General features: G+C 41.0%; 19 protein-coding genes and 1 pseudogene. 16 read left to right on the forward strand and 4 right to left on the reverse strand.

Features of this window, described 5'->3' with window-relative positions:
- Positions 1-93: 93 nt before the first annotated feature.
- From V7161_RS16855 to V7161_RS16905, 11 genes and pseudogenes are all read left to right on the forward strand, one after another.
- Positions 94-2,256: pseudogene (locus V7161_RS16855) on the forward strand (heavy metal translocating P-type ATPase); the annotation flags it as partial.
- Between the two features lie 132 nt (positions 2,257-2,388).
- Positions 2,389-2,724, forward strand: coding sequence for a metal-sensitive transcriptional regulator (locus V7161_RS16860; RefSeq protein WP_335714119.1), 336 nt, complete (start codon positions 2,389-2,391; stop codon positions 2,722-2,724).
- A 13-nt stretch (positions 2,725-2,737) separates the two neighbouring features.
- A complete protein-coding gene (gene copZ, locus V7161_RS16865; protein ID WP_335714120.1) occupies positions 2,738-2,944 on the forward strand; it encodes a copper chaperone CopZ in 207 nt (68 codons plus the stop codon).
- A 129-nt stretch (positions 2,945-3,073) separates the two neighbouring features.
- On the forward strand, positions 3,074-3,385 hold the full coding sequence (locus V7161_RS30500) for a hypothetical protein (protein WP_438825806.1): 312 nt from the start codon (positions 3,074-3,076) through the stop codon (positions 3,383-3,385).
- Between the two features lie 292 nt (positions 3,386-3,677).
- Positions 3,678-5,204 (forward strand): multicopper oxidase domain-containing protein, encoded by a 1,527-nt coding sequence (locus V7161_RS16875; RefSeq protein WP_335714122.1) that lies wholly within the window; start codon positions 3,678-3,680, stop codon positions 5,202-5,204.
- 53 nt (positions 5,205-5,257) lie between these two features.
- A complete protein-coding gene (locus V7161_RS16880; RefSeq protein WP_335714123.1) occupies positions 5,258-6,571 on the forward strand; it encodes a multicopper oxidase domain-containing protein in 1,314 nt (437 codons plus the stop codon).
- Positions 6,572-6,757: 186 nt separating this feature from the next.
- On the forward strand, positions 6,758-7,327 hold the full coding sequence (locus V7161_RS16885; protein ID WP_335714124.1) for a copper resistance CopC family protein: 570 nt from the start codon (positions 6,758-6,760) through the stop codon (positions 7,325-7,327).
- A 7-nt stretch (positions 7,328-7,334) separates the two neighbouring features.
- The gene (locus V7161_RS16890; RefSeq protein ID WP_335714125.1) at positions 7,335-8,417 is read left to right on the forward strand and encodes a copper resistance D family protein; all 1,083 of its coding nucleotides are present in this window, start codon (positions 7,335-7,337) and stop codon (positions 8,415-8,417) included.
- 144 nt (positions 8,418-8,561) lie between these two features.
- A complete protein-coding gene (locus V7161_RS16895; RefSeq protein WP_335714126.1) occupies positions 8,562-13,019 on the forward strand; it encodes a multicopper oxidase domain-containing protein in 4,458 nt (1,485 codons plus the stop codon).
- 36 nt (positions 13,020-13,055) lie between these two features.
- Positions 13,056-15,302, forward strand: a complete 2,247-nt coding sequence (locus V7161_RS16900; protein WP_335714127.1) for a PKD domain-containing protein — start codon at positions 13,056-13,058, stop codon at positions 15,300-15,302.
- Between the two features lie 161 nt (positions 15,303-15,463).
- The gene (locus V7161_RS16905; protein ID WP_335714128.1) at positions 15,464-15,997 is read left to right on the forward strand and encodes a hypothetical protein; all 534 of its coding nucleotides are present in this window, start codon (positions 15,464-15,466) and stop codon (positions 15,995-15,997) included.
- A gap of 69 nt (positions 15,998-16,066) precedes the next feature.
- Here the strand turns inward: V7161_RS16905 and V7161_RS16910 are convergent, their stop codons facing one another.
- The 4 genes from V7161_RS16910 to V7161_RS16925 all read right to left on the reverse strand — a co-directional run bounded on the left by V7161_RS16910 (position 16,067) and on the right by V7161_RS16925 (position 20,165).
- Positions 16,067-16,822 carry an anti-sigma factor gene (locus tag V7161_RS16910; protein WP_335714129.1) on the reverse strand — a complete coding sequence of 252 codons (756 nt, stop codon included), beginning with the start codon at positions 16,820-16,822 and terminating at the stop codon, positions 16,067-16,069.
- Positions 16,823-16,826: 4 nt separating this feature from the next.
- Positions 16,827-17,393 (reverse strand): RNA polymerase sigma factor, encoded by a 567-nt coding sequence (locus V7161_RS16915; RefSeq protein ID WP_335714130.1) that lies wholly within the window; start codon positions 17,391-17,393, stop codon positions 16,827-16,829.
- Positions 17,394-17,561: 168 nt separating this feature from the next.
- Positions 17,562-18,836 carry an MFS transporter gene (locus tag V7161_RS16920; RefSeq protein ID WP_335714131.1) on the reverse strand — a complete coding sequence of 425 codons (1,275 nt, stop codon included), beginning with the start codon at positions 18,834-18,836 and terminating at the stop codon, positions 17,562-17,564.
- A 21-nt stretch (positions 18,837-18,857) separates the two neighbouring features.
- Complete coding sequence (locus tag V7161_RS16925) at positions 18,858-20,165, reverse strand: alkaline phosphatase family protein (RefSeq protein ID WP_335714132.1); 1,308 nt, start codon at positions 20,163-20,165, stop codon at positions 18,858-18,860.
- Between the two features lie 185 nt (positions 20,166-20,350).
- On the opposite strand from V7161_RS16925, the gene V7161_RS16930 reads away from it, so the two are divergent.
- From V7161_RS16930 to V7161_RS16950, 5 genes are all read left to right on the forward strand, one after another.
- The gene (locus tag V7161_RS16930; protein ID WP_335714133.1) at positions 20,351-21,265 is read left to right on the forward strand and encodes an alpha/beta hydrolase; all 915 of its coding nucleotides are present in this window, start codon (positions 20,351-20,353) and stop codon (positions 21,263-21,265) included.
- A gap of 107 nt (positions 21,266-21,372) precedes the next feature.
- Positions 21,373-21,867, forward strand: coding sequence for a flavodoxin domain-containing protein (locus V7161_RS16935; RefSeq protein WP_335714134.1), 495 nt, complete (start codon positions 21,373-21,375; stop codon positions 21,865-21,867).
- 117 nt (positions 21,868-21,984) lie between these two features.
- The gene (locus tag V7161_RS16940) at positions 21,985-23,013 is read left to right on the forward strand and encodes an ATP-grasp domain-containing protein (protein ID WP_335714135.1); all 1,029 of its coding nucleotides are present in this window, start codon (positions 21,985-21,987) and stop codon (positions 23,011-23,013) included.
- Between the two features lie 195 nt (positions 23,014-23,208).
- Complete coding sequence (locus V7161_RS16945; RefSeq protein ID WP_335714136.1) at positions 23,209-23,616, forward strand: hypothetical protein; 408 nt, start codon at positions 23,209-23,211, stop codon at positions 23,614-23,616.
- A 132-nt stretch (positions 23,617-23,748) separates the two neighbouring features.
- The gene (locus V7161_RS16950; RefSeq protein ID WP_335714137.1) at positions 23,749-24,153 is read left to right on the forward strand and encodes an acyl-CoA thioesterase; all 405 of its coding nucleotides are present in this window, start codon (positions 23,749-23,751) and stop codon (positions 24,151-24,153) included.
- Positions 24,154-24,168: the final 15 nt, after the last annotated feature.

The following is a 24,168-nucleotide window of genomic DNA, read 5'->3' on the forward strand; positions in this document are numbered from 1 at the left end:
GTATAAGAGTATAAGATAAATAATAAAGGAATTCCAAATAAATTGGAGGAAAGAAAAATGAGTTCTGACTTAAAAGAAATTCAATTACCGATAACAGGTATGACCTGTGCAGCGTGTGCGAACCGAATCGAAAAAGGGTTAAATAAACTAGATGGGGTTCATGAAGCAAATGTAAACCTGGCGCTTGAAAAAGCGGCCATCAAATATGATACTGCAGCAACAAATGTTGAAAATTTTATTAAAAAAATAAACGACCTCGGGTATGGCGTAATAACGGAAGATAACAGCACCAACACACGCCAACAAGAAATCGAAAAACAAAAAGGTAAGTTTATTTTTTCACTAATCTTATCCCTTCCGCTACTTTGGGCAATGGTTAGTCATTTTGAATTTACCTCGTTTATCTATCTGCCAGAAATGTTAATGAATCCATGGGTGCAATTAGCCCTGGCTACTCCTGTACAGTTTATTGTTGGAAAGCAATTCTATGTGGGCGCTTTTAAAGCACTTAGAAATGGAAGTGCCAATATGGATGTCCTTGTTGCACTTGGCACATCAGCCGCTTATTTCTATAGTTTGTATGTATCTATCCTCTCAATTGGAAAGGGGCAGCATTCCTTAGAGCTCTATTTTGAAACAAGTGCTATTCTCATTACGCTGATTATATTAGGAAAATTGTTTGAAGCCAGGGCGAAGGGACGCTCCTCGGAAGCCATTAAAAAGCTAATGGGTCTCCAGGCAAAGACTGCATCAGTGTTTAGAAATGGCCACGAGCAAGCCATAGCCATCGAAGAAGTTATCGTTGGCGATATCATTTTTGTAAAACCAGGTGAAAAGGTCCCCGTGGATGGAGAAATTATCGAAGGCCGTTCGGCCCTTGATGAATCCATGTTGACAGGTGAGAGTGTTCCAGTTGATAAAACGATCGGAGACCAAGTCATAGGCGCCACCATTAATAAAAACGGATTCATTAAAATCAGAGCGACCAAGGTTGGCCGGGATACGGCCTTAGCACAAATTATTAAAGTGGTGGAAGAAGCCCAGGGGTCGAAAGCTCCAATTCAACGGTTGGCCGATCAAATTTCAGGAATATTCGTACCAATTGTCATTGTAATTGCTGTGTTAACATTCCTTATTTGGTTTTTCTGGGTCAGCCCAGGAAACTTTGCGGAAAGCTTAGAAAAAATGATTGCAGTGCTTGTCATTGCCTGCCCATGTGCGCTGGGACTTGCGACACCAACTTCGATTATGGCAGGTTCCGGCCGTGCGGCAGAAGCCGGTGTTTTATTTAAAGGCGGCGAGCACTTAGAAATGACACATCGCATCACCACAATCGTCCTTGATAAAACGGGTACGGTAACAAACGGAAAACCAGAATTAACAGATGTCATAGTGGAAGGACCATTTGATCAAGAAACTTTTATGCAATTGGTCGGTTCGGCTGAAAAGCAATCTGAACATCCACTTGCAGAAGCGATTGTAAAAGGAATTAGAGAAAAGGGAATAGAGCTTGTTGAACCAACAGAATTCGAAGCGATTCCAGGATACGGAATAAAGTCGGCAGTTGCAGGCAAGGAAGTAGTAATCGGTACCCGTAAATTACTAAATGAATTCGGCATTTCATTCCAATCTTCCGAATTGATGCTCAAACTAGAGGAAACGGGAAAAACAGTTATGCTGGTCGCTATTGATGGCTCATTCGCTGGTATTGTTGCAGTGGCCGATACTGTTAAAGAGACTTCAAAGGAAGCAATAAAGAAATTAAAGGGTATGGGTCTTGAAGTAATCATGATGACAGGTGACAACATTCGCACGGCCAGTGCAATTGCGAATGAAGTGGGAGTTGACTCTGTAATTGCGGAAGTGCTGCCGGAAGGGAAAGCGGCTGAAGTAAAAAGCCTGCAGCAGGAAGGAAAACTTGTCGCTATGGTTGGCGACGGAATCAATGATGCGCCTGCACTGGCCATTGCTGATATTGGTATGGCCATTGGAACAGGTACAGATGTGGCAATGGAAGCGGCCGATATCACCTTAATGAGAGGCGACTTAACTAGTATCGCCGATGCCATCTATATGAGTAAACAAACTATCAGCAATATCAAGCAAAATCTATTCTGGGCTTTTGGTTATAACACACTTGGAATACCGATCGCCGCAATTGGATTTCTGGCACCATGGCTCGCTGGAGCAGCAATGGCCTTCAGCTCCGTTTCCGTAATCTTAAATGCACTGAGACTACAAAGAGTTAAACTTTAGTAAAAGGGAATCGATCTAAGGCATGACATAGAAATAAAGTAATATAATGGATTCGGATAGACAATGTCACACGATCTTCATCGAATTACGATACCGGGGTATGATATAATGGCGAAAAAGGAGGCGGTATTGATGTCTTTAGAACTTGGCAAAGAAGAAGAATCCTGCTGTGAACCTGAAGGGAGCCAACGGAAAAGCCACCATTCAGATAAAGTAAAGAACAATCTGATTACAAGGCTAAACCGGATCGAAGGCCAAATTCGCGGTATTAAGGGACTTATCGAGAAAGATACGTATTGCGATGACGTAATCAACCAAATTTCCGCCACCCAATCAGCACTTAATAGTGTTGCCAAAGTATTACTTGAAGGACATATGAAAAGCTGTGTCGTGGAGCGAATCCAAGATGGGGATTATGAAGTTTTGGATGAGGTTTTGACAACAATCCAAAAATTAATGAAAAAATAATGGAGGAATCAAAATGGAAAATGTAACGTTAAATGTCAGCGGAATGTCTTGTGGTCATTGTGTAAAAGCCGTAGAGGGCAGCGTCGGAGCTCTTCAAGGAGTTAAAAAAGTGGCAGTTAAACTGGACAAAGGCCAAGTTGATGTAGAATTTGACGCAAATGTCGTATCCGTAAACACTATTAAAGAAACCATTGATGATCAAGGATACGATGTAAAATAAAGATAACAACAAAACGAACCGGAGGGTTCGTTTTTTTTTGAATATTTCTGTCTGTCCTAATGCAAAGTGGGAAGGAATAATTCAAAAAAACGTCGAATATTATATTTTAAATATTCAGATAATTATGAGGTGAGGTATATTAAGGCCACAAAAATAATTTTATGGTTGGTATCCTTGCTTTTACTCGGATTTAGCTTTTATGTATACTCACAATTTTATGGAACACCATGGGAGAAACAACAACAAGAGATGAATATGGAAAAATATTTAGAAGAAAAATACCATCATGATTTTGCCATAAAGAAGACTAGATATAACTTTTTAAGTGAAACCTATCAGGCCTATGCTTATCCACGAAAACAATCCCAACTCCTATTCCTGGTCGAACAATCTCCAAATTCGAAAGAAGGCTATTCAGATACCTATTATAAAGTAAAATAAATGACCCTGGTGAATAAAGCCTGGGTCATTCTATTATTAAAGTAGTAGAATTGACCTATGAATCTTTCAAGATTAAATTAGGAATTTTCCCAAGTAGCACTGAATAGTTATAAAGTACCGTCAAATAGAAAAAAATCCAAGAATAGAAAAGGAAGTTTACACTCCAGGAGACGAAATGGTCCTTTTGGAGTATTTTTTGATAGGGAGGTTTGACCTTACTGATGACGGCTCATAGCCCACCATTAGGAATATGGAAAAATCTGATCTTTAATGTGCGTAAAAGGAGGAAAACATGAAGAGAAGAGATTTTGTAAAGTATGCGGGGGGCGGCATTGCATCATTAATTGTAGGGAGCGCCATGCCGTCCTGGATCTCCAAAAACCCGCTGCTGGCCACCACAACAAAACAAGTTGACGAACTTAATTTTACCATTACGGATGCCGTAAAAGAAATGGCAACGCACAATTCAATAAACAAAGCACAATGTTATTTTTGGTTTTATAAAGAGAAAACTTTTCCAGCGGAGGTTCCAGGTCCTCATATTTTTACAACGGCTGGTAATACCGTCAAAGTAACGCTAACCAATTCCCTCGATGAACCGCATGCTTTTTACATAAGCGGAATGGTAGATAGTGGGCCCATACGTCCAGGAGAAACAAAAACAATTGAATTTACCCCACAAACAGCGGGGAGTTATTTATATTACGATAATTTAAACGCACCTGTGAACCGGGTGATGGGACTTCACGGGGCATTAGTAGTTATGCCAAGTAAGGCTGTGAGCGGGCACCGATTCACCCCATATTCTAATCCAACTCCGTCTGTCCAACAGCTATTTGATGATTTTGGTTCAACTGAGCATTTCCCAGGATTAGCATGGGAGCAAGGGGATGATGCCACCCATACCCCTGCATTTAGACAATATGTTTGGGTGCTTCATGAGGCAAGCTCCCGTTTGTTTGAAGAAGTAGGGAAATATACACCTGGAAAAGATTATCCGGCAGCTCAGTTCATGAAAGCTTTTCAATATGACCGGTACAGGCCGGATGGATTAAACAAAAAACCGGAATTCTTCACAATTAATGGACATTCAGGCTGGTTTGCCGCCCATAATCCTTATATTACACCGAACCATAGAGTTGGAGAGCCAGTTGTAGTCAGGATTTTAAATGCAGGGCTGTCCATGCATTCTTTACACATTCATGCAAACCACGTCTACCGAATTGGTGTAAATGGCGTTGTTCAAGAGAATCCGATTTGGATGGACACTTTAACCGTTGATCCGCTTGAGATATATGAATGGGCCGTTCCATATATTCGGCCGCCTGATGTACCAAATGAACGTGGAATTGGGCTTCCTGATAATCCGTTAATGTCCATCCCGAATCCAAGGATTGTCGGTTCGACCCCGCACCCTGTTTGGCCGCCTACGGAGGAACTAAACATACACATGCCAGACATTGGTGAAAAGGATGGTGATTATGATCTCGCCGTTCAATTATCACCCATTTGTTACCCAATGCATGACCATTCGGAAGCAAGCCAATCTTCGCAGGGCGGAAACTACGGCCTGGGAATGATGAGTGGAATTCATTTTATAGGAGATCGGAATACACCTGGAGGAGTAACGACTTTTCCGAATGCTCCAACCTATCATGGTCCGGAAAAATCAGGGGGGGCTGCAGGACCAGAAATGGGTATGGATGGATCTCATACCATGACATCCAATACTACAAACACAAATGCAAGAACGCAGATAATCAATAACCCAATTAACACCGATCCCGTAAAGAATGAACACCAATTACATGGAAACTAGGAAAAGAATCATACTCTAGAAAAATATTTTTGAATGGGCAAAGGAGAAATGCTATGTCATCATCTAAACCAGGTTATCAAATCCCGCGCAGGTCTGTAAAAGGCCATGAGGCCAGCTGGGTAAAATCATTCAACCCACCAAAAGCCAGTCCGCCCACGCCGGAGCTTTTAGCGCCGACAAATCCTGTACCTGCCTTTGTTGCTGCAAATATTCCGGGTGCCTCCATGCTGATTCCGAATACGCAAAGGGTTGATTTGATGCATGGCACGGATTTAAAAACGTGGGATGGAAAGAAACTGGAATTCTTTCTTATTGCCAATCCCGATGTACCAGAAGCAGCAGAGGGGATCTTTCCAGGCCCAACAATACGTGTTCCCCGTGGTGTTGTTTTTCATGGCCAGGTTAAAGGGCATGGGCAGCCGCCACATACGGTTCATTGGCATGGCATTGAACCTACTGCGATGAATGATGGGGTGGGTCACTGTTCCATGGAGATAGGGGACTACGCCTATCAATGGCAGCCGAATCATATTGGCAGTTACTTTTACCATTGTCATAGGAACACCCTTCAGCATTTTGAATATGGCTTATATGGTTTTCTTATCATTGAGCCGCCTGATGCATATGATCCAAAGGATGGGAAAAATGTAGGGGGTTACCCTCGCCGGACAGCGGCGAATCTTACAAATTTCCCGAAATTCCCTGGATTTATTGGCGGCAGTCTTGAAAGTGGTGATCCACATGCGATGACGGTTCCATATGATGTCGAGGCCTTATGGGTTATTGATGACATTGATTCCGTCTGGCGTGAACAGGCACAAGATGCTCACCAGACCTTCCCTGAGCATGGGGATCAGCCTGGTGTCAATGATGATTTTCATTTTAATGATTCTGGAAAATATAATTTCTTTGCCTTTAATGATTATAATCCAGACTATTTTGTTGTTACCGGTGAATATTTCCCTGGCCGTGTTGGGGGGACTGCGACTATGCGCTCTGGTGTTACCGTACCTGCCGCCTATAATAGTGGAGTTGAGGGAATGCAGGTTTCCATCAATGCAAAGATCAACCAGACAGTCCTAGTTCGGATGCTATGTGCTGCGTATGTGAAGATCAAAATTACGTTCCCGGTAGATGTTGTTGTGATTGCCTGTGATGGACGCTCCTTCGGTGTTCCTCCGTTTGGTAAATATAATCATCCATACACGCTTAAGGCTGGTACTCCATTTGAGATGAGTACGGCTCAAAGGTGTGATGTGTTATTCAGGACTGAAAAACCAATGAACACCTTTGCTCAAGTAGAATATAGACATCATTTGAGCGATGCTTTTCTTTTAAATGGCAGGATTCCGATTATAGTTAAGTAATCGTTGGCAGACAGCCTCCCAGGCGATAGGGGGGCTTTTTTAAAGGACATTTGTACTAGTTTTTTCCTAATTAGAATAAATTTATTTATCAGAATTTTCTAATTTAAAGAGGATTTGTAAAAGATTGTGAGAATTAAAATAGATAATCTTCCTTTATTCCTAGGAAGATAGAAGGGGGTGCATTTTATGAACAAATTAATCGTATTATTTTTCATTACCTTTTTGTTGATCCCATCTATTGCGAGTGCGCATACGCAGCTAAAAGCTTCCACCCCGGCCGAAGGAGGGATTATTTCAGACGAGCTTAAAGAGATTACGCTAAGCTTTGAGGAAAAAATTGAAAATCTTAGTACTATGAAACTCCTAAAGGATGGTACGGAAATTCCTTTTAATCAGGTTCAAATCCAAGGAGCAACAATGAAAGGCATATTACCAGAACCGTTGGAAAATGGGTCCTACCATATTCAATGGAATATAGCCGGAAATGATGGACATCCAATTACAGGTGAAATAAATTTTCAGGTTCAAAGGGAACAAGTCAATCAGAGCAAGAATGCACCGGCTGCTAATCAAGAGGAGATTACCCTTGATGAGGACAAACCAATCATGCCTGCCGTTACTAACAATGAGGAAAAAATAGAAAAAAGTAGTTTAGAGCCACAGGAAAAGAATTCAAATTGGATGATTGTTATGTTAATTATCGGCTTTTTAGTCATCCTAGGTTTGGCTGTAATTTTGTCATTTAGAAAGAAGTGAGCCTGCAATGAGCTACCTAATTCCCTTTACTGAATTTGGACAGTATATATTATTTTCTTTATTGGCAGGGCATGTTGTACTGCTGTTTGTTCCGGAAAATAAAAGACCTTCCACTTTTATTTCTAAACCTGTTTTGCTGCTTTGCACGCTTGGAATTATCGTTTGTACGTTTGCCCCTATTTTACAAGCTGTCCTTTATTATAAAAACAGGATTGGCTTACTATCTGCCACAGTTTCTGTCATTACCAGTTTTCAAATTGGCCGGGCGTGGATCTTTTTATGTCTTTTTTCGATGTTTTTATGGGTAACCATTTATGTAAATGGTTCTAAATTTTTTCGGGCACAGTGGCTGCTATTAATGATTTTTGCAATTGGTAATGCTGGTCATGCAGCCTCTCTAGCTTTCTGGCCAGGAATATTAGCCCATACAATCCATTTTCTCGCGATGACGATATGGGTGGGGGTGTTATTAAATGTTGGCTGGTTTTCTCGGGACCGGGATAAATGGCCCGACTTTTTACGCTGGTTCTCACCACTTGCCATGGGATGTTTCATCATCATTGTCATTAGTGGATTTTTCCTCATGTTTTTTGTAATGAAAAGTGGGCAATATTTAAACAGCTGGCAGGTCCCATACGGAAGAATATTACTTTTGAAACACATCAGCATTATTCCTGTCTTGGCGTTTGCCTTCATAAACCGCTTTCTATCCAAAAATTCTACGAACCTGTCAAACTTCAATCCTCGAACATGGTTAAGAGCTGAAAGTATTATTTTATTGATTGTGTTCTTTTGCACCGGGGTATTAGGAAATTTATCCCCTCCGCATGAAGTGTCCAGTGGTTTTTCTACAGCGGCGAAACCAACCTGGATAGATTGGCTTCTAGCAAAAAATATACTTCCCTTCAGCAAAGTAGAACTTGCACCAACCGTTCCATCAGCAATATTGATGCTGATCTCATTACTATTTTTATCCCTCATCCTTTTAAGCTTTAAAAAAACGAGTGTCGCATTTGCTATTGTTTTTGCTTTTAGTTTTATTCTCACAATATATTTAGGACTAATGTTCTCTGTAACAATAACAATCTAAGAGACAGGATGATAAAAGTAATATTAGATAAGTCCTAAACATATAAATTTTTGTAGTGTTTTAAACAGTTATTTATGCTATTAAATTTTAACCTGCCTATTGGGAAATTTTTATCATTTTAATAGAAGGTGAAGTGGTCAAATTTTGAATAAAAAGTCGCTGTTTATGCTTGTATTTAGCTTAATTATTTTAATGACCATTTCTGCAATATCTGTAGGTATCATCATGAAATCATCACAGCCGCCGCAAAAGCTTGCCCTTGAGAAGACTGGTAAGGCACCAGAGAGGGTGGCGTCCACCAATCAAAGTCTTTCAAGTGCCGAGGTCTCTTCATCCAACCACCATAATCCATCACAATCGAACAATCAAAACTATACCATTTTACGAACAAATGCTACGCAGGGGGGAACCCCAACCTTAACTGAACTGACAAATAATTTACAAAATAAATGCGAACCAGCCTCACGTGTTCGTTATTTCGAAATAGTTGCTCTCAATATAGATATGGTATACAACAAATTTGGAGACCATGATCCAGATGCCAAGATTTATGCCTTAAAAGAAGAGGCTGATAAAATAGAAAGCTCGATTGCCAGGTATCCCGGCAAACCGGTCAAAGAAGTGCAGCCGCTTACCATCCGGGCGAATAAGGGTGATTGTATTGAGGTTACTTTTACCAATAAGTTAAAAGAGAAGTCCTCGATTCATATTCAAGGCGTGGGCTATGACGTTAAGGGATCGGATGGCACGGCCGCCGGATATAATCCTGATTCCACGGCCGCGCCAAACACAGAAATTCACTACCGCTGGAATGCCGATGAAGAAGGTACGTTCCTTTTTTCCAATGGTGCAGACTTTACTTATTTTACTGACCCTGCCCGTGGTAAAGGAACAATGGGAGATGGCTTGTTCGGCGCATTAATTGTTGAACCAAAAGGAGCCAAATGGACGGACCTGCAAACGGGGAAAGAGATTAACAGCGGACTATACGCCAATATTGAACTCCCTAATCAACCGGATTTTCGAGAATATGCTTTATTTTTCCATGATGGTATTGATGCAATTGCAGGCAGCACCACACCTGTTCCACCTAAAACGCAAGAGGAGGAAAACCCTCTTCCAGAGCCGCCAGATGGAGACGGGCAGGATGTGAATGGAATTGAAAAAGAACTATATGCGGTAAATTACCGGGCCGAGCCATTAGATGAACGAATGCAAAATGCACTAACCAAAGATGGAAAAGACGCGACGATGTTCTATTCTTCATGGGTATATGGGGATCCTGCAACCCCGATTACTCCTTCCTACATCGGGGATCCGATTAAATTTAGAATAATTGGGGCCAATCAAGATGAAAACCATGTGTTCCATCTCCATGGGCACCGCTGGAAAAGTGAAACGAAAAAGACAAATACGGTGGACTCCGAAACTCTGAATATCGGGAGTGCCGAAACGCTCGATTTGACCAATAATGCAGGCTATATTCAGGATGGTAAAGGGGCACCAGGTGATTATTTATGGCATTGTCATTTGTTTCCTCATTATTTACAAGGAATGTGGGGATTGTTAAGGGTTTTTGATAAATTACAACCGGATTTATTGCCGCTTAAGGACAGAAAGGTTCCAGAAAGTCCAACCGCAGCGAACCCAGGATTTCCGAAATACATTCCGGGAGAATTAGGGAAACAAGCTCCAAAGCCTCCGGATCCTGAACTGCGTCCGCCAACAGAAGGTGAAAAAGCTGCTTTAGGGGCATTGGTTCCAGGGGCTCCCAATTTTGACCGCTGTCAAAAGAATGCTCCCGTTCGAAAATATAACATTGTAGGGATTGAAACGGACATTGTCTACAATAACGCAGGAGATCATGACAAGGAAGGCAGGATGTATGTCCTTGCAGAAGATGAGGCCAAGATCCTAAACGGAACCTTGAGGCCTCGCCCACTTGTTATTCGCGCCAATGAAGGGGACTGCGTCGAAGTGACATTGGAAAACCATTTGTATAAGGCAAAAGAGCCTAACAGACTTTCAATCCATATCCATTTTGTCGGCTTTGATCCGCTTGGGTCAGATGGAACAGCGGTCGGTTGGAACTATAATCAAGGTGTTCTACCAGGTGAAAAAATTCGTTATCGCTGGTATGCCGATGAAGAGGGGAATATTTTCTTCCATGACCATATGTCGGCAGGCGAAAAAGGCTTTCATGGGACGTTCGGGGCATTAATAGTAGAACCAAAAGGCTCAAAATTTCTCAATCCTAAGACAGGACTGGAAATTCAATCAGGAACGGAAGCCATGATTGTCCCGCCTAATAAAGAGGATTTTCGTGAGCAGGTCCTCTTATATCACGATTTTGCCCGGATGTGGGATAAAAACGGAAAATTACTTCCATTAGAGGCAGATCCTTCGGAAGTATATAAAGCCCATGGGTATGCCGCGGTCAATTACTCGAACGAGCCATTCTTTAGGAGAAATAATGCGGATCCAGCTTATGTATTCAGTTCTTGGGTTCATGGTGACCCGCAAACACCTATTATTGAAGCCTACCCTGGTGATCCGATTAAAATCCGGTTAATTCAAGGTGCCCATGAAACACAGCATAACTTTAATGTCCATGGATTGAATTGGAAAAAAGAATCGGGGAACAAGGATTCAGAGATAACCTCTACGCAATCCATCGGGATGTCAGAGCAGTTCTCTATGGATATTCAGCCGAATCCAGTCGGCGTCAAACAACGGGATTATTTATGGTCATCGCAGCCAATCGAAGATTTATGGAGCGGATTATGGGGCTTTGTGAGAGTTTGGGGCGAGCAAAATGCCGGGTTGAAGAGCCTGCCGGACCGAGTAGCTTTGAAAACGAAAACGGACCCGGAAAAAATGAAACAAATGAAAAAAACCAATCGTAATCCGTTTAAGCCGAAAAATAGCGGCAATCTATGCCCGCCTTCGGCACCAGTGAAAAAATTTGATGTGACTGCCTTTATGAAGGATATTCAGTACAACAAAGCGGGGGACCATGATCCATTTGGAATCATGTTTGCATTAACTCAAGATGTTTCCGCTATTCTAAAAGGCCAAAAAAGTGCCGAGCCCCTTGTTATCCGAGCTAATGAAGGTGAATGCATTCAAGTGACGTTGAAAAACAACCTGCCATTTAAACCGCCAGTAAATAAGAATGACCCAGACTTGCTAATGGCAGGGCAGGTGTTATGGAAAAACTCAAACCGTGTTTCCCTTCACCCGCAAATGGTTCAATACGATGTCCAGGGGTCGGATGGTGCAACCATAGGCTATAACTATGATCAAACCATCGGTCCTGGGGAAGTGATTACCTATAATTGGTATGCAGACAAAGAGTACGGGGGCACAATCCTTTATGATTATGGGGACATTCGCAGTCATCGATTGCACGGCGCCTATGGGTCACTCATCATAGAACCGAAGGGTTCACAGTACAGAGATCCGATGACCGGGAAATCCTTATTATCCGGCGCTCGTGCTGATATCATCGTCCCTGGTAAACCCGATTTCAGGGAACAGGCGCTTATGTTTTCGGATGGACTTTATACAATTGGAAAGGATGGAAGTGCGCCAACCCCTGGGGAAGTGGATCTAAAAACGGGTGAACATGCCGATATGGAAGACCGTGGTGAAAAAGGGATCAATTATAGCTCTGAGCCGTTTAAACATCGTCTGGCTAACAACCCAGATAAGTCTCTCGTTTTCAGCTCGGTTATTCATGGTGACCCTTCAACTCCAATTCCGGAAGGCTATGTAGGGGACCCAATTCGTTTAAGAATAATGCAGACAGCAGACCGCTCAAGAGGAAGTGTCTTTACCCTTCATAGCAATCGCTGGCATTATCAGTGGACGGATCCTAATTCCAAGCTTGTTTCGAGTCAAGGATCGCTTACGACAGGAGAATCGCTTGATATTATTCCAATTCAAAAAGAAGGTTTTCTAAATCCGGCTGGTGATTATCTCTATCGAGAGATGAAGCTGAGACGATATTTGGAGGGCGGTTTATGGGGGATTCTCCGCATACATGACAAGCCGAAAAGTCAATTGCTCTCCCTTCCTGACCGACAGCCTAGCCCACCTCTAAATGTTAGAGAAGGGAAACAATCCAAAACCATCGTTTGGGATAGCTTAGTAGGCAAAGATATTGTAGGTTACAACATCTATCGGAAAGCGATTCTTGAAAAGGATTTTAAGAAGGTAAATAGCGAGATCATCAATACGAATTCATTTACTGAAACAGATCCGCTGCCTCCGAAAAATTATTATTATGCCGTTACTTCGGTCGATCGTTACGGAAATGAATCGCCATATTGCAAGGAAATAATCACCAGTCCATCCAGAGTAAAAACGATATGGAGTAAAAAGGAAGAGCTCAATAAAGCTGGTCACATGTTTAGCTATAAAACCATGCAGCCTAACGAATATCTAGAGATAAAAAATGAGGATTTGAGTTTCCTAGAACCTTTGTTTCAAAATGCAAGAATTGAGATTAATAAAATAGGTGAAGAATTTTCAGGATTCAGCCGTCCGGTTGAAGTACGAGATAAAAAATATGAAAACTCCTCGTATAAGTTTTTTTAAAAAAATATTTCTAATTGAAAAGGTGGGCGGTTAAGGTTGGAACCTAGAAAAAGTATTCATTCTAGAAAAAAAACGATCACTAAAAGGATTTCTTTAAAGAGGATTTTCCTTGTATGTTTATCCCTACTAGTATTACTAAGTGGTGGACTATATTGGGAATATTGGGCAGAGGCTGAAACTGTTCCTCCAGATTTACCAAGATTGTCAAAAGTAGGCCCAATCGACCCTAATAATGGTTTTCCTGTCTGGTATAAAGATTCAGATAAAGATCCAACCGTGCCAGCGACAAGATTACAGCTTTGTTTGGATAAAGATGATCCATATTGCGGTTTTTTGCCAGGGGATATACCTGATGAAACTAAACCAATTTCTTTTCCAGATAATTTTCCGGAAGAACTCTTTTATCAGTTAGCCAGTGCCGACTTTGATTTGCCTAATGGTGGGAGAGCAGTTGGAACCTTTGGGCTAGAAGCAACATGGGCAAATGGGATAGTCCAGAAGGGGGACCAAATCGTATTTGGCAGAATCCGCTTTAGAATTAGTGGTTTAGTGACAGGAGAGAAGTACACTATCACTCACCCATATGGTGTGGATTCTATAGTTGCTACTTCAGTAGATAAGAAGGATCCAACAAATCCAGATGGAGAAATACGGTTCGTAGAAGATATCGGTGTTTCAGGTGGATTTACAGCAGCTATGGGCAGCCGAATTGGGAGATTTTTAAAATGGGATAAAGGTGAAGCCCCTCCTGGATATATAGGTGATCCAAATGAGGAGCATACAATAACAGGCGGCTTCAATGGCCAAAACGTTTTCAGAATTGAAGGACCAGGCATCGGTAATGCTTGCCCAGAGGGACAAACAAACTGTGCCCAAACTGATAAGTTTAGTTTAATGGGGAAAATAGCTGCTACCGCAGGTGTGGATGTTGTCAGGGCCACTTATAGTCGTAAACTTGACAAAGATAAAAATCCTATTGCTGGCGGAACGATTGATGTTTTTGCTAATACCGAAGGGGATAAACCAGATGGATACGACATTGAAGTAACCACTGTGGGGGCAGAAGATAAGCCAATTCGCATGAAGGGGGCAAATGGTCAGTATTTTGCACGAATTCCTTTCACGACCGATTCTCCGCCAAATATAAATGTATCGAATGTAACAGATAAACCTGTTACCATTAAAGATGATTTACCAGTAGTTGATAAAATAACAGGAAGTGCCAGTTATAATATAGCGGGTAATGCGCTAATAGTTAGTGCTGAGTCTAGCGATAAAGTAAATAATCCAGAGCTTAAGGTGGAGGAATTTGACAAAGTAGTTACTGGGACTAAAAGTGCCATTGCAGTTAACTATGTTCCGTCGACGATTACCATTACTTCAGGTAGAGGCGGTTCGGTGACAATACCTGTTGATATCGTAGGAGATCCGCTAGTGGCTATTGCTGGATCACCTCAAACTGTTCAAGTTGGAGATGTGGTTACACTAAATGGTAACCAGTCAATTGGAGTTGTGGATGGCACGACAACAATTAAATGGACGCAATTATCACCTGGAGCTACACCTGTTAACTTAACTGGTGCCGATACGTTAACTCCGACGTTTACCGCGGCAACTGGAATGGGTGTGTTGGAATTCCAATTAGAGCTTATAAACCCAGATGGTCTTACTTCAACTAGCACAGTTAAAGTAAAGGTAGAGGATAAAGCTGCACCTTTGCCGGTCGCCGATGCAGGTGATGATCAAAAAGTAACACAAGGGAAACCGGTCACACTTGATGGCAGCGGATCAGAAAATGCAGTGGGATACACCTGGGTTCAGGTTAAGGACCCAAATGTACCAACGGTAACTCTAGATAAAGCAGATTCGGTGCATCCAACCTTTACATTCCCTAAAAAGAATGTTGCTTTGAAATTTAATCTGCAAGTAAAAGGTGAAAATGGCACTATTGTTTCCGATGAAATGACAATATCAACGGATCCAGATCAACCAGTCATTATTTCTGCTCAATACAGAACCAGGATTAGCGAGTGGAGGATAGATGGAAAAACGGATATTGTTGGACCAGGAGTTACAATCGCCATTGATTTGGAATATAAAAATTCAAAAGGGGAACAAATAGTTCAAAACCTAGGTAAAGCAGATGTGGATGTTGCCGGGGTTTGGAGGTTTAGAAGTATACTTAGTAAAATAGTGTTACCGACTGGAAATAATTATAAAATCAAGATTTCCTCCAGCTCAGGGGGGACAAAAGAATACATTGGTAACGTTGTTCGTAAGTAATAAAAAATAAAAATTTCCTTGGTAGAAGATACTGGATTTAATTGTCTTCTACTAAAGGAAATTTTTTTGTTTTTATCCAATTCTTCGAACCGTATAGGCGAACATTTCGTTAACTTATAACGAAAGCCCAAAAAAACGAAATACGAAGGAGATGTCGGTTAATGAAAATTCGTTTTACCCTAGTAACAGTACTATCATTAATTTCTATGCTTTTGTTTGGTGCGGTGGCCTTTGCTGCAGGAGTTCCGGATTTTACGCAATTAGGTTTTCCAAAAATAGTGGCAGAAAAGAAAATCGAAGCAGGGGAAGCGGCGAAAATTAGTCATAGCGGGATAAAAATTGATATTCCAGGGGGCGCATTTCCAAATGATGTAAAATTTCAGGTGCTGGAAGGAGATAACAATAACTTCCAAGCGAATGCTCCTACCGGTCAAACCGTGATTATGAATTTTGCCTTTAGAGTAATAGATTCAAAGACAAATGAGATTATTGGTAAGTTTAATAAACCAGTTATGTTCAGCTTTAAAGATAAGGATGTTAATCAGTGGAGTATTTACAATAACGTGACAACAGACGGGGCCATTGCTCCGAATCAGGTGCCTGCCGTAATTGAAGGTAGAACATTAACTCATGGGATTGGTGGCGCCCCTGTTGGCTGGGTGATCACATCCCCATCAAACAGTATCAAAAAATAACGGAATACCCAAATACTTAAGCAAAAAGCCCCTGAATCTCATTACCGAGAATCAGGGGCTTTTTTTCATCTAGGTACCTAACACCTTTTTCCCACGGGGCTGTGTTCCATTGGCATCGGGTTCGAGTGAAACACCTATCGCGTCAAAAGCTAAGTCATTATCATGTAAGGGATAGGAGAGGAAGCCATTTCCGTCCTGATCCACTTGAAATGTACCGCAGCTGGTTCGTTTTCCATCATGGATTAACCAAACCTGATAGGCTTCTGAACCTTGAGTGGAGGCCAGTCCTTGAACCTTGAATACCAGCTGTCTTGTATCCCCCTGCTGATAGATCCAGGCATTTCCTTGTGCGGAGCTTGAAGCGGGATCCGCAGATTTTAATGAATAGACTTTTATGACTTCAGCAGTGTGCTGCGTTTTTTCTTTTACCTCGGTCAGCTCTTCCCTGAGTTGAAAATTGTTCCACAAAACACCGCCAAAGGTTAATAAAAGGACTGCAGCAGCAACTCCAATTAGGGTTTGCCGAATACTTCCAAACAGTTTAGATTCTGGACGAGGTTTATTTTCCAGAGGCGTGGTGTTACTAGACCTGTCATCTTGAAAAATGGCATTCATGACTTCTGACTTTAATTCAGAAGGTACTTCAACATCATCCAATTTAAAAGGGATCAAATTCCACGCCTCCCGCATTTCTTGGACTTCATTGCGACAATCTGAACAATTTAAAAGGTGTTCTTCAAATAGAATCATTTCTTCTTCTGTTGCTTCGCCTAGTAAGTAAGAGACTAATTCAATGGACAATGAACAGCTGTGATTAATCGTCATTTTTTCATTCCCCCATCTCCGTAACCATACGATTTCGTAAGATTTTAAGAGTTTGATGCAGCCGGCTTTTAATAGTTCCGATTGGTTCTTTTTTCATATCCGCTATTTCGCGGAGCGTATAGCCTTCCCAGTACAGCCACTGAATAAGTTCAATTTGGCTGTTTGATAGATATTGATAGGCTTTTTGTATTTGTTCTCTCAACAGCTTTCTTGACACAATTTCAGCAGGATTATTGGCAGGGTATCCTGGGATTTGCTCCAATTGGTCCTGTCCGAATGCGATAAAGGAAGATTCCTTTTTTTCTTTCCGGTGATGGTCAATGGTGATATTCCGTGTAATGGTAAGGAGCCAATTCACAAACTGGCCTTTTTCCGGATTGTAACCAGTCTCCGTCGTCCAAATTCGCATAAATACAGCTTGGACAATCACTTTAGCTTTATCAGGATCTTTCGTCGCTTTTAAACTAAACGAGTATACAAGTTTAATATAGCGATCATATAATTCCTCTAAAGCAGGGCGATGTTTTTCTTTAATTAATTGCATCAATTCGACATCACTCTTATTTTGCATAAAAAAGGCAATCCCCCTCTTCATTTCCCTGGTTCCTTTACAAAAATAAACGAATCAAAAAGAAAATCGGTTTGTAACATTATATAGAAAATTATCTGAAATTATGGTGACAAGCTCCTGTTTTTTTTAAAAATAGACCTCGCTGTGGACGAGGTCATAGACAGGGTTTTATTGAGAAATAGAATTTGATTTTGAGATGTTGGTTGTTTCGGGTACTCTGAGGAGGATCAGACCGCCGATGATGAATAAAACGACTAAGCTGAATACTCCGCTGTTTGTATTTCCTGTTACATAGGCTGTAAATCCCATTAGAGAAGGCCCTAGGATAGCAGCAAATTTGTAAAAGATACTATAAAAGCCGAAAAATTCGTTTGCATGATCCTTTGGAACAAGCTTGGCAAAGTAGGAGCGGCTTAATGCCTGAATTCCCCCTTGTGAAGAAGCAACAAGCATCGCAAGAATCCAAAAATCTAACGTCGTTTTTAGGAAATAAGCATACGTACAAATGACGATATACACAAATATACCGACGAGCAGCATGGTCTTGGCATTAAATTTATCGGCTAGTTTCCCATATAAAACAGCAAAGGGAGCCGCCACGACTTGTGTTGCAAATAAAATGATTAATAGACTTTGTGAATCGATTCCTAAATCTGCTCCATATGTGGTTGACATGGTAATAATCGTGTTAACCCCATCAATATAAAAGAAATAAGCAAGTAAAAATAGAAATAGCGGGCGGTATAATTTAATTTTGGAAAACGTTCCAAAAAATTGTTTAAAACCATTCCTGATCGGGTTTGGAACTCGTTCTTTATAATATATCTGATTTACATTTCTTAGCATCGGGATGGTGAATAAGCCCCACCACAACGCTGTGATCGCAAATGAGATTTGGCTTGCAACTGAAACGGAAAGAGGAAGGATTTCTTGCTGCGCAAGAATGATAAGGGCAATCCCAATAATAAAGGGAATCGTGCTGCCGATATAGCCCATCGCATAACCTTTTGATGATATCTGATTCATTCGTTCTTCCGTCGTCACATCGACTAGAAAAGCATCATAGAAAATATTCGTGCCGCCAAAGCCAATGACCGTGACCATATAACAGATTAACAGGATTAGCCATTGGTTGCTTGGGACTACTGCCAGTAAAAAGGTAAAAATAATGCCTAAAGCAAAAAAGAAGGTGAAAAATCGTTTCTTGAACCCTTTGAAATCGGCGATGCTGCCCAAAACAGGTGCACAAATGGAAATCAGCAAGGTCGCAAACGAATTGGCATAGCCCCAGTAGGCTGTGGAAGTTGCCGCCGCAAGTCCTGCCTCATTGGCAGCTGCCTTAAAATACAACGGAAAAACGGCTGTGGTGATCATAATTGAATAGGCGGAATTGGCCCAATCAAATAAAGCCCAGCTTTTTTCTTGCTTTGTCATCCGGCTCATCTCGTATCCCCCTTTATTTTTTTATAAATCTAGTAATTCTTCAACCACGCTTCCATCTGTATTGCCTAAGCTGACACCTAGTAATCTTGCGAAGGTTGGGCCTTCATCAATGAGTCGGATTTCAGGAAGGGTGATGTGCCGAATCCCTTTTCCTGCTGCCATTAGAATCGTTCCATAATTCTCTTTTTCCGGTGAATATCCGTGAGTGGCCAGGGTGTATTTTTTATCGAGAGTTACTTCTTCTTGTGTAATTGATTTGAGATATTCTCCTTCATAGTCTTCTAGAAAGTAATATCCCTTCCTTGCCTCCAACATAAATGCACAATGTCCGTCTGCCCCTTTTTCCGCAGCCTGTTCACCGGTGAAAACTTTTTCAATTCCAGAGTCATGATCTTGAAGCAGGGAATCCAGCAGTGCCTGGAGTTCGCGGATTGTAGTTAGATCTTCCTGGTCCTTAAGATAAATATATGCGGACCCATCACAACTTTTACAGTAGGCCTTCCAATTAATTATTTTGCCTTTTGGATTGGTAGTGATGAGGTTTTGCTTTTTCAAAAGAACATTTAGATGAAGCGCTTTATTTTCATCCAAGGCACTATGATCACCTAATACGACTATGGTTGAGTTTTCTACGATTCCACTTTCCTTTAGTGCATCGAGGATTCTGCCGAGCCGAGTATGATGGCGGTGAATCGCTGCGATCGCTTCATCACCGGAAAATCCGTGATAATGGCGCTGGGAATCTAAATCTGTAAAGTGAATCATCATTAAATTCGGCTTCTTTGTTTTTATGGTATCTACTGCTGATTCGAGCACAAAGTCGTCCAATTCGGGCTGATTCAAACCGCTGCGTATATGTCCGAAGCGTTTATTTAGTTCCCATTGAAACCGCGGGGTCCCACTCATTAAAGATACAAGAATTTGATTTTGCCATGGGCGGTTGGCGAAAATCTCCGGCATATTAAAATCAATATTGGCTTTGGCCGTAACAGGCCATAGCAGCGCTGCAGTAGTCATGTTTGCTTTTTTGACTTCATCAAAGAGGGTTGTGCCGCGAATGGAATCACGAAACCAATTCCAGTCCGGGGAAAGCCTTCCAGGCTGGAGCAGGGTATTATTTATGACTCCATGGCGGATTGGATAGTTGCCAGTCACGATCGTAGCATGACAGGGATATGTGACAGATGGGTAGATGGATTGAACATGCTGGACGTAGGCCCCGGTGTTTAGAAGGGTCTTAAAATGGGGCAGGTCTTTAATGATGGGATAATCTAAAGCTGAGAGACAATCAAAGGATATAATTATTAGGTGGTCAGTAAGACGATTCATGAAAAACCTCCGGATAAGGTTGTACCAGTTAATTCAATTGTACTATAGGAAGGTAGAAATGGAAGAAGGGTTATAAAATATTTACGGAGTCTTTGAAAAATTAATATTGGAAATAATATGTAATAATGACTTTTTTAGTATAATGTAAATATATAAATCGTTGTCTTAAAGAGGGGAAAGGAATCATGCCAAGTTTCAAAAGTTATTTTTTAGAAAAAGTAATTAAACTTTCTGTTAAAAGAGTAATGGGCAAACAGATGCTGGATGTGGGGATTGAAGAAAGGCGCCAAAAACTTGATGCAGCTTCAAAAAGGTTAAAGATGCCGAAAAACAGTATCGTTGAATCCATTCATATAGAAGGAATGTATGCTGAGTGGATTTCCTTACCAGACTCTCTAAATGATAAGGTGATTCTGTATTTACACGGCGGCGGGTATGAATACTGCTCCGTTCAAACCCATCGTACGCTTGCGGCTGGAATTGGGAAGGCTGCTGGGGTGAAGGTTTTGCTCCCGGAATATCGGCTGGCGCCAGAGCATCCCTTTCCCGCGGCTATTGAAGATGCCGTCCGTGTTTATCGGTGGCTGCTTGAAGAGGGGTATCAAGCTTCTAATATTATTGTTGCAGGGGATTCTGCCGGCGGGGGCTTAAGTCTTGCTGCCGCTTTAGTTTTACGGGATCAGAATGGACCGCTCCCTGCTGGGATTGTTTGCCTTTCACCATGGGTAGATTTAACAAGCAGTGGTGAAAGCTATGAAACAAACAGAAGTTTGGATCCCTATTTGAATGTAGAGGGTGTATGGAAGGTGGCGCGTGAATATGCTGGCGGAGAATCCTTAGACCACCCTTTGATTTCACCTGTTTTCGCTGATTTAACAGGACTGCCGCCATTGCTTATCCAAGTGGGAAATCATGAAATTTTGCAAAGTGATGCAGAGTTGCTCGCCGCCCATGCAAGAAAGGCTGGAGTCGATGTTTCGTTCAAAGTTTGGGATGGGATGTGGCATGTTTGGCAAATGAGTGGGGATTTTTTGCCGGAAGCGAGAAACGCGATTCAAGAAATTGGGGCATTCGTGAAGAGAATAATCAATCGTATGTAAATTGTAATAATATTACCAAAATTTATACAAAACTACGAGCTGTTCGGATTATATAATGAACTTATAGTTTATCCAAATGTTTTTTTGAAAAAAGGGGTGTAAATACAATGAAATGTTTAATTGTTTATTGCTCATCCCATGGGACCACAGAAAAAGCAGTACAATATTTAAAAGAACAGCTTTTAGGGGACATTCTGACATTGGATTTGAAGCGTGAAAAGCTTGATTTGGATTTAAGTTATTATGATAAGGTAATTGTTGGCGGGTCGATTCATGCCGGGCGAATCCAAAGAAGAATAAAAAAATTTATTGAATTGCATCATGATGCACTTATCGAAACAGACCTCGGACTTTTCCTATGCTGTATGCGTGACGGTGACACTGCTATCGAGCAATTTAACAACGCTTTTCCCCGGGATTTGCGGAAGAATTCAGATGCGTTGGGCCTGTTTGGCGGGGAATTTCTTTTTTCTAAGATGAATTTCCTTGAAAAACAAATTGTGAAAAAAGTTGTGGGAGTCACTACTGAACAATCAAATTTAGACTTCGAGGCTATTAAGGATTTTGCAGCAAAAATCAATCATTTAAAGAGTTTTGTTTAAACGTTTCTGCTTGCGCAGGAGCGTTTTTCCTTTTTTAATATAATTTTCGTGTTATAAAATTGATAATGTTGGAACATAATGGAAAAGTCCTAAATTACAACATGAAAGAGGTTTCATATGAAGATTTGGTTTAATCGATGGTTTACGACGGTTTCGCATTATATGGATTTGATTCGTACGAACGATGACGGTCGGAAATTTCTTATTTATGGTACACATCCTAATAAGGATGCACTATATCTGCAAAATTGTGATTACGCATTTATTGAGCCGGAAGTGTCAGGGGATGAATATATTGCTTTTTGTCTTGATTTTTGTCAGCGGCATGGTATTGATCTTTTTATTCCCCGAAAAGAAAATGTGCTCATTTCGAAACGTTTGGCGAAGTTTGAGGCATTAGGTGTCAAAGTGTTGGTTTGTCCTGATGCTGATTTAATGGAGACTGTTGACAATAAAGCAGCCACCTATCAATCCATAGCTCAGCGGGTTCCCAGCTTTTTAATACCCGATTATTATGTGGTGAATAATATTGATGGATTTAAAATGGCATATGAGTCCTTGAAAGAAAAAGGACATGAAGTTTGTTTTAAACCAGTCATTGGTGAAGGAGCAAATGGTTTTCGTATGATCAAGGAAGAGGTTGATTCCATTCAGCAGCTATTCCAGCATGGAATTCGATTTCGGATGCCGTACAAATATGCCTGTGAAATTTTTAGTCAGCAGGAATCCTTTCCTGATTTAATGGTAATGGAATATTTGGATGGCAGAGAATATAGTATTGATTGCTTGGCGTCCCAAGACGAGCTGTTTGCGGCAATTCCAAGGATGAAGGGGGATGGCCGGGTAAGGGAGCTGGTGGAAAGCCTTGAATTGATGAAACTTGCTCGTGATTTTCATGAGGAATATAAATTGCCCTATGTTTTCAATATCCAAATGAAATACGGAAACGGGGTACCGAAGCTGCTTGAGATTAATCCAAGGATGAGCGGCGGAATGCATATAAGCTGCCTTTCAGGAATCAACCTCCCATATCAGGCAATTAAAATCCTGCTCGGAGAAACACTAAGCCCAATGACACCTAAATTTGGAATACGAGCCAGCCACATCGAAAAAGAAATGATTCTCAAAGTTGAGGACATAAGCTAAATAAAGGATATGAGAGTAAAAAAATGTCTTTCTATGGTGTCAGGCACCACAGAAAGACATTTTTGTGTTTTTGTCCGCCTGGGGTGGACAAATTCTGCTATTGCGGGTTAAATAGTTACGGTAAGTGTTGTTAATTGGATTGTTTTTGGTTATGGTAAGTGTATGAATTTAGAGGGAATTGAGGCAGAGTTTAGTATGAAATTTTTAATTAGAACACAAATTTTAGCAGTGTTGGTTTCATTTTTATGGATTGTCTATCTCGTTATTTTGGCTTTTTTTAATCAGCCAGGCCGTGCACTTCAGTATATGAACTGGTTTGTTTATGGCTTCGCTATAGTCTTTGCGATAATTTTTATATTTTTAACCAAAAATATAATCACTCGAAATCGGCTGGCTGTTCCCTTGGTGCTAATCCCATGTTTAATCCTATACGAGCCGCTGATGGAGACTTTTCTTTTAAGAGTGGTTAATGAAAGCAACAGAATGACCCTAAATTTTCTCTCTCTTTCCACAGGTTTAATAAAGTTTATTTCCGTTATTTTCGGTGTTGTAGTGGGAAGTATGTTTTCAAGTGTAAAAAACATTGAGAAAAGACCGCTTTAAGCTGATCTATTTACAGGATCAGTTTTTCTTATTTCTAAAATGGATTCTTTCTTTAATATGTTAGTAGATTGTTATACAGTATAAATAAGAGGATTTACTGAAGAACTAACTCAAATGAAAGGAGCAGTCCCATTGACTTATACCGAATTAGAACTCATTGCCGAATCCAAACAGGGTCATGTAAATAATGTGAAACTCTATGAATACTTGGATCAGGCAAGAAAGGAATGGTACCATTTTTGTATACTGATTGGTGTCGAAGCAGTAGCGGTACATATTGGCGTTGATTATAAAAAGGAAGTATTCCAAGGTGACAAACTATTTATCACAACGACGCTTGAACGAGTAGGGAATACCAGCTTTACGCTGACACAAAAAATAATTAGGGATGAACAAGAACTTGTCGTTTCTTCAGAGGCAGTCCTTACCACTATCGATCGAAAATTAAGAAGTAAGGTTAAAGTTCCTGATGAGGTCCGGAGTCTGCTAAATATAGAATCTTTACTTGATACTAAACCATTTATTTCAACTATCTAAAAAAAGCCAAGGGAC

The sequence above is a fragment of the Neobacillus drentensis genome, from assembly GCF_036965425.1.
Lineage (GTDB): Bacteria > Bacillota > Bacilli > Bacillales > Cytobacillaceae > Neobacillus > Neobacillus drentensis_F.

Bases quoted from the DNA above. Each gene is read 5' to 3' on its own strand.
- V7161_RS16945 (WP_335714136.1), top strand. From the start codon at position 23,209: ATGAAATTTTTAATTAGAACACAAATTTTAGCAGTGTTGGTTTCATTT.
- V7161_RS16905 (WP_335714128.1), top strand. From the start codon at position 15,464: ATGAAAATTCGTTTTACCCTAGTAACAGTACTATCATTAATTTCTATG.
- V7161_RS16940 (WP_335714135.1), top strand. From the start codon at position 21,985: ATGAAGATTTGGTTTAATCGATGGTTTACGACGGTTTCGCATTATATG.
- V7161_RS16935 (WP_335714134.1), top strand. From the start codon at position 21,373: ATGAAATGTTTAATTGTTTATTGCTCATCCCATGGGACCACAGAAAAA.
- V7161_RS16910 (WP_335714129.1), bottom strand. From the start codon at position 16,822: ATGACGATTAATCACAGCTGTTCATTGTCCATTGAATTAGTCTCTTAC.
- V7161_RS16890 (WP_335714125.1), top strand. From the start codon at position 7,335: ATGAGCTACCTAATTCCCTTTACTGAATTTGGACAGTATATATTATTT.
- V7161_RS16915 (WP_335714130.1), bottom strand. From the start codon at position 17,393: ATGCAAAATAAGAGTGATGTCGAATTGATGCAATTAATTAAAGAAAAA.
- V7161_RS16880 (WP_335714123.1), top strand. From the start codon at position 5,258: ATGTCATCATCTAAACCAGGTTATCAAATCCCGCGCAGGTCTGTAAAA.
- V7161_RS16885 (WP_335714124.1), top strand. From the start codon at position 6,758: ATGAACAAATTAATCGTATTATTTTTCATTACCTTTTTGTTGATCCCA.
- V7161_RS16930 (WP_335714133.1), top strand. From the start codon at position 20,351: ATGCCAAGTTTCAAAAGTTATTTTTTAGAAAAAGTAATTAAACTTTCT.
- V7161_RS16920 (WP_335714131.1), bottom strand. From the start codon at position 18,836: ATGAGCCGGATGACAAAGCAAGAAAAAAGCTGGGCTTTATTTGATTGG.
- V7161_RS16860 (WP_335714119.1), top strand. From the start codon at position 2,389: ATGTCTTTAGAACTTGGCAAAGAAGAAGAATCCTGCTGTGAACCTGAA.
- V7161_RS16875 (WP_335714122.1), top strand. From the start codon at position 3,678: ATGAAGAGAAGAGATTTTGTAAAGTATGCGGGGGGCGGCATTGCATCA.
- V7161_RS16925 (WP_335714132.1), bottom strand. From the start codon at position 20,165: ATGAATCGTCTTACTGACCACCTAATAATTATATCCTTTGATTGTCTC.
- copZ (WP_335714120.1), top strand. From the start codon at position 2,738: ATGGAAAATGTAACGTTAAATGTCAGCGGAATGTCTTGTGGTCATTGT.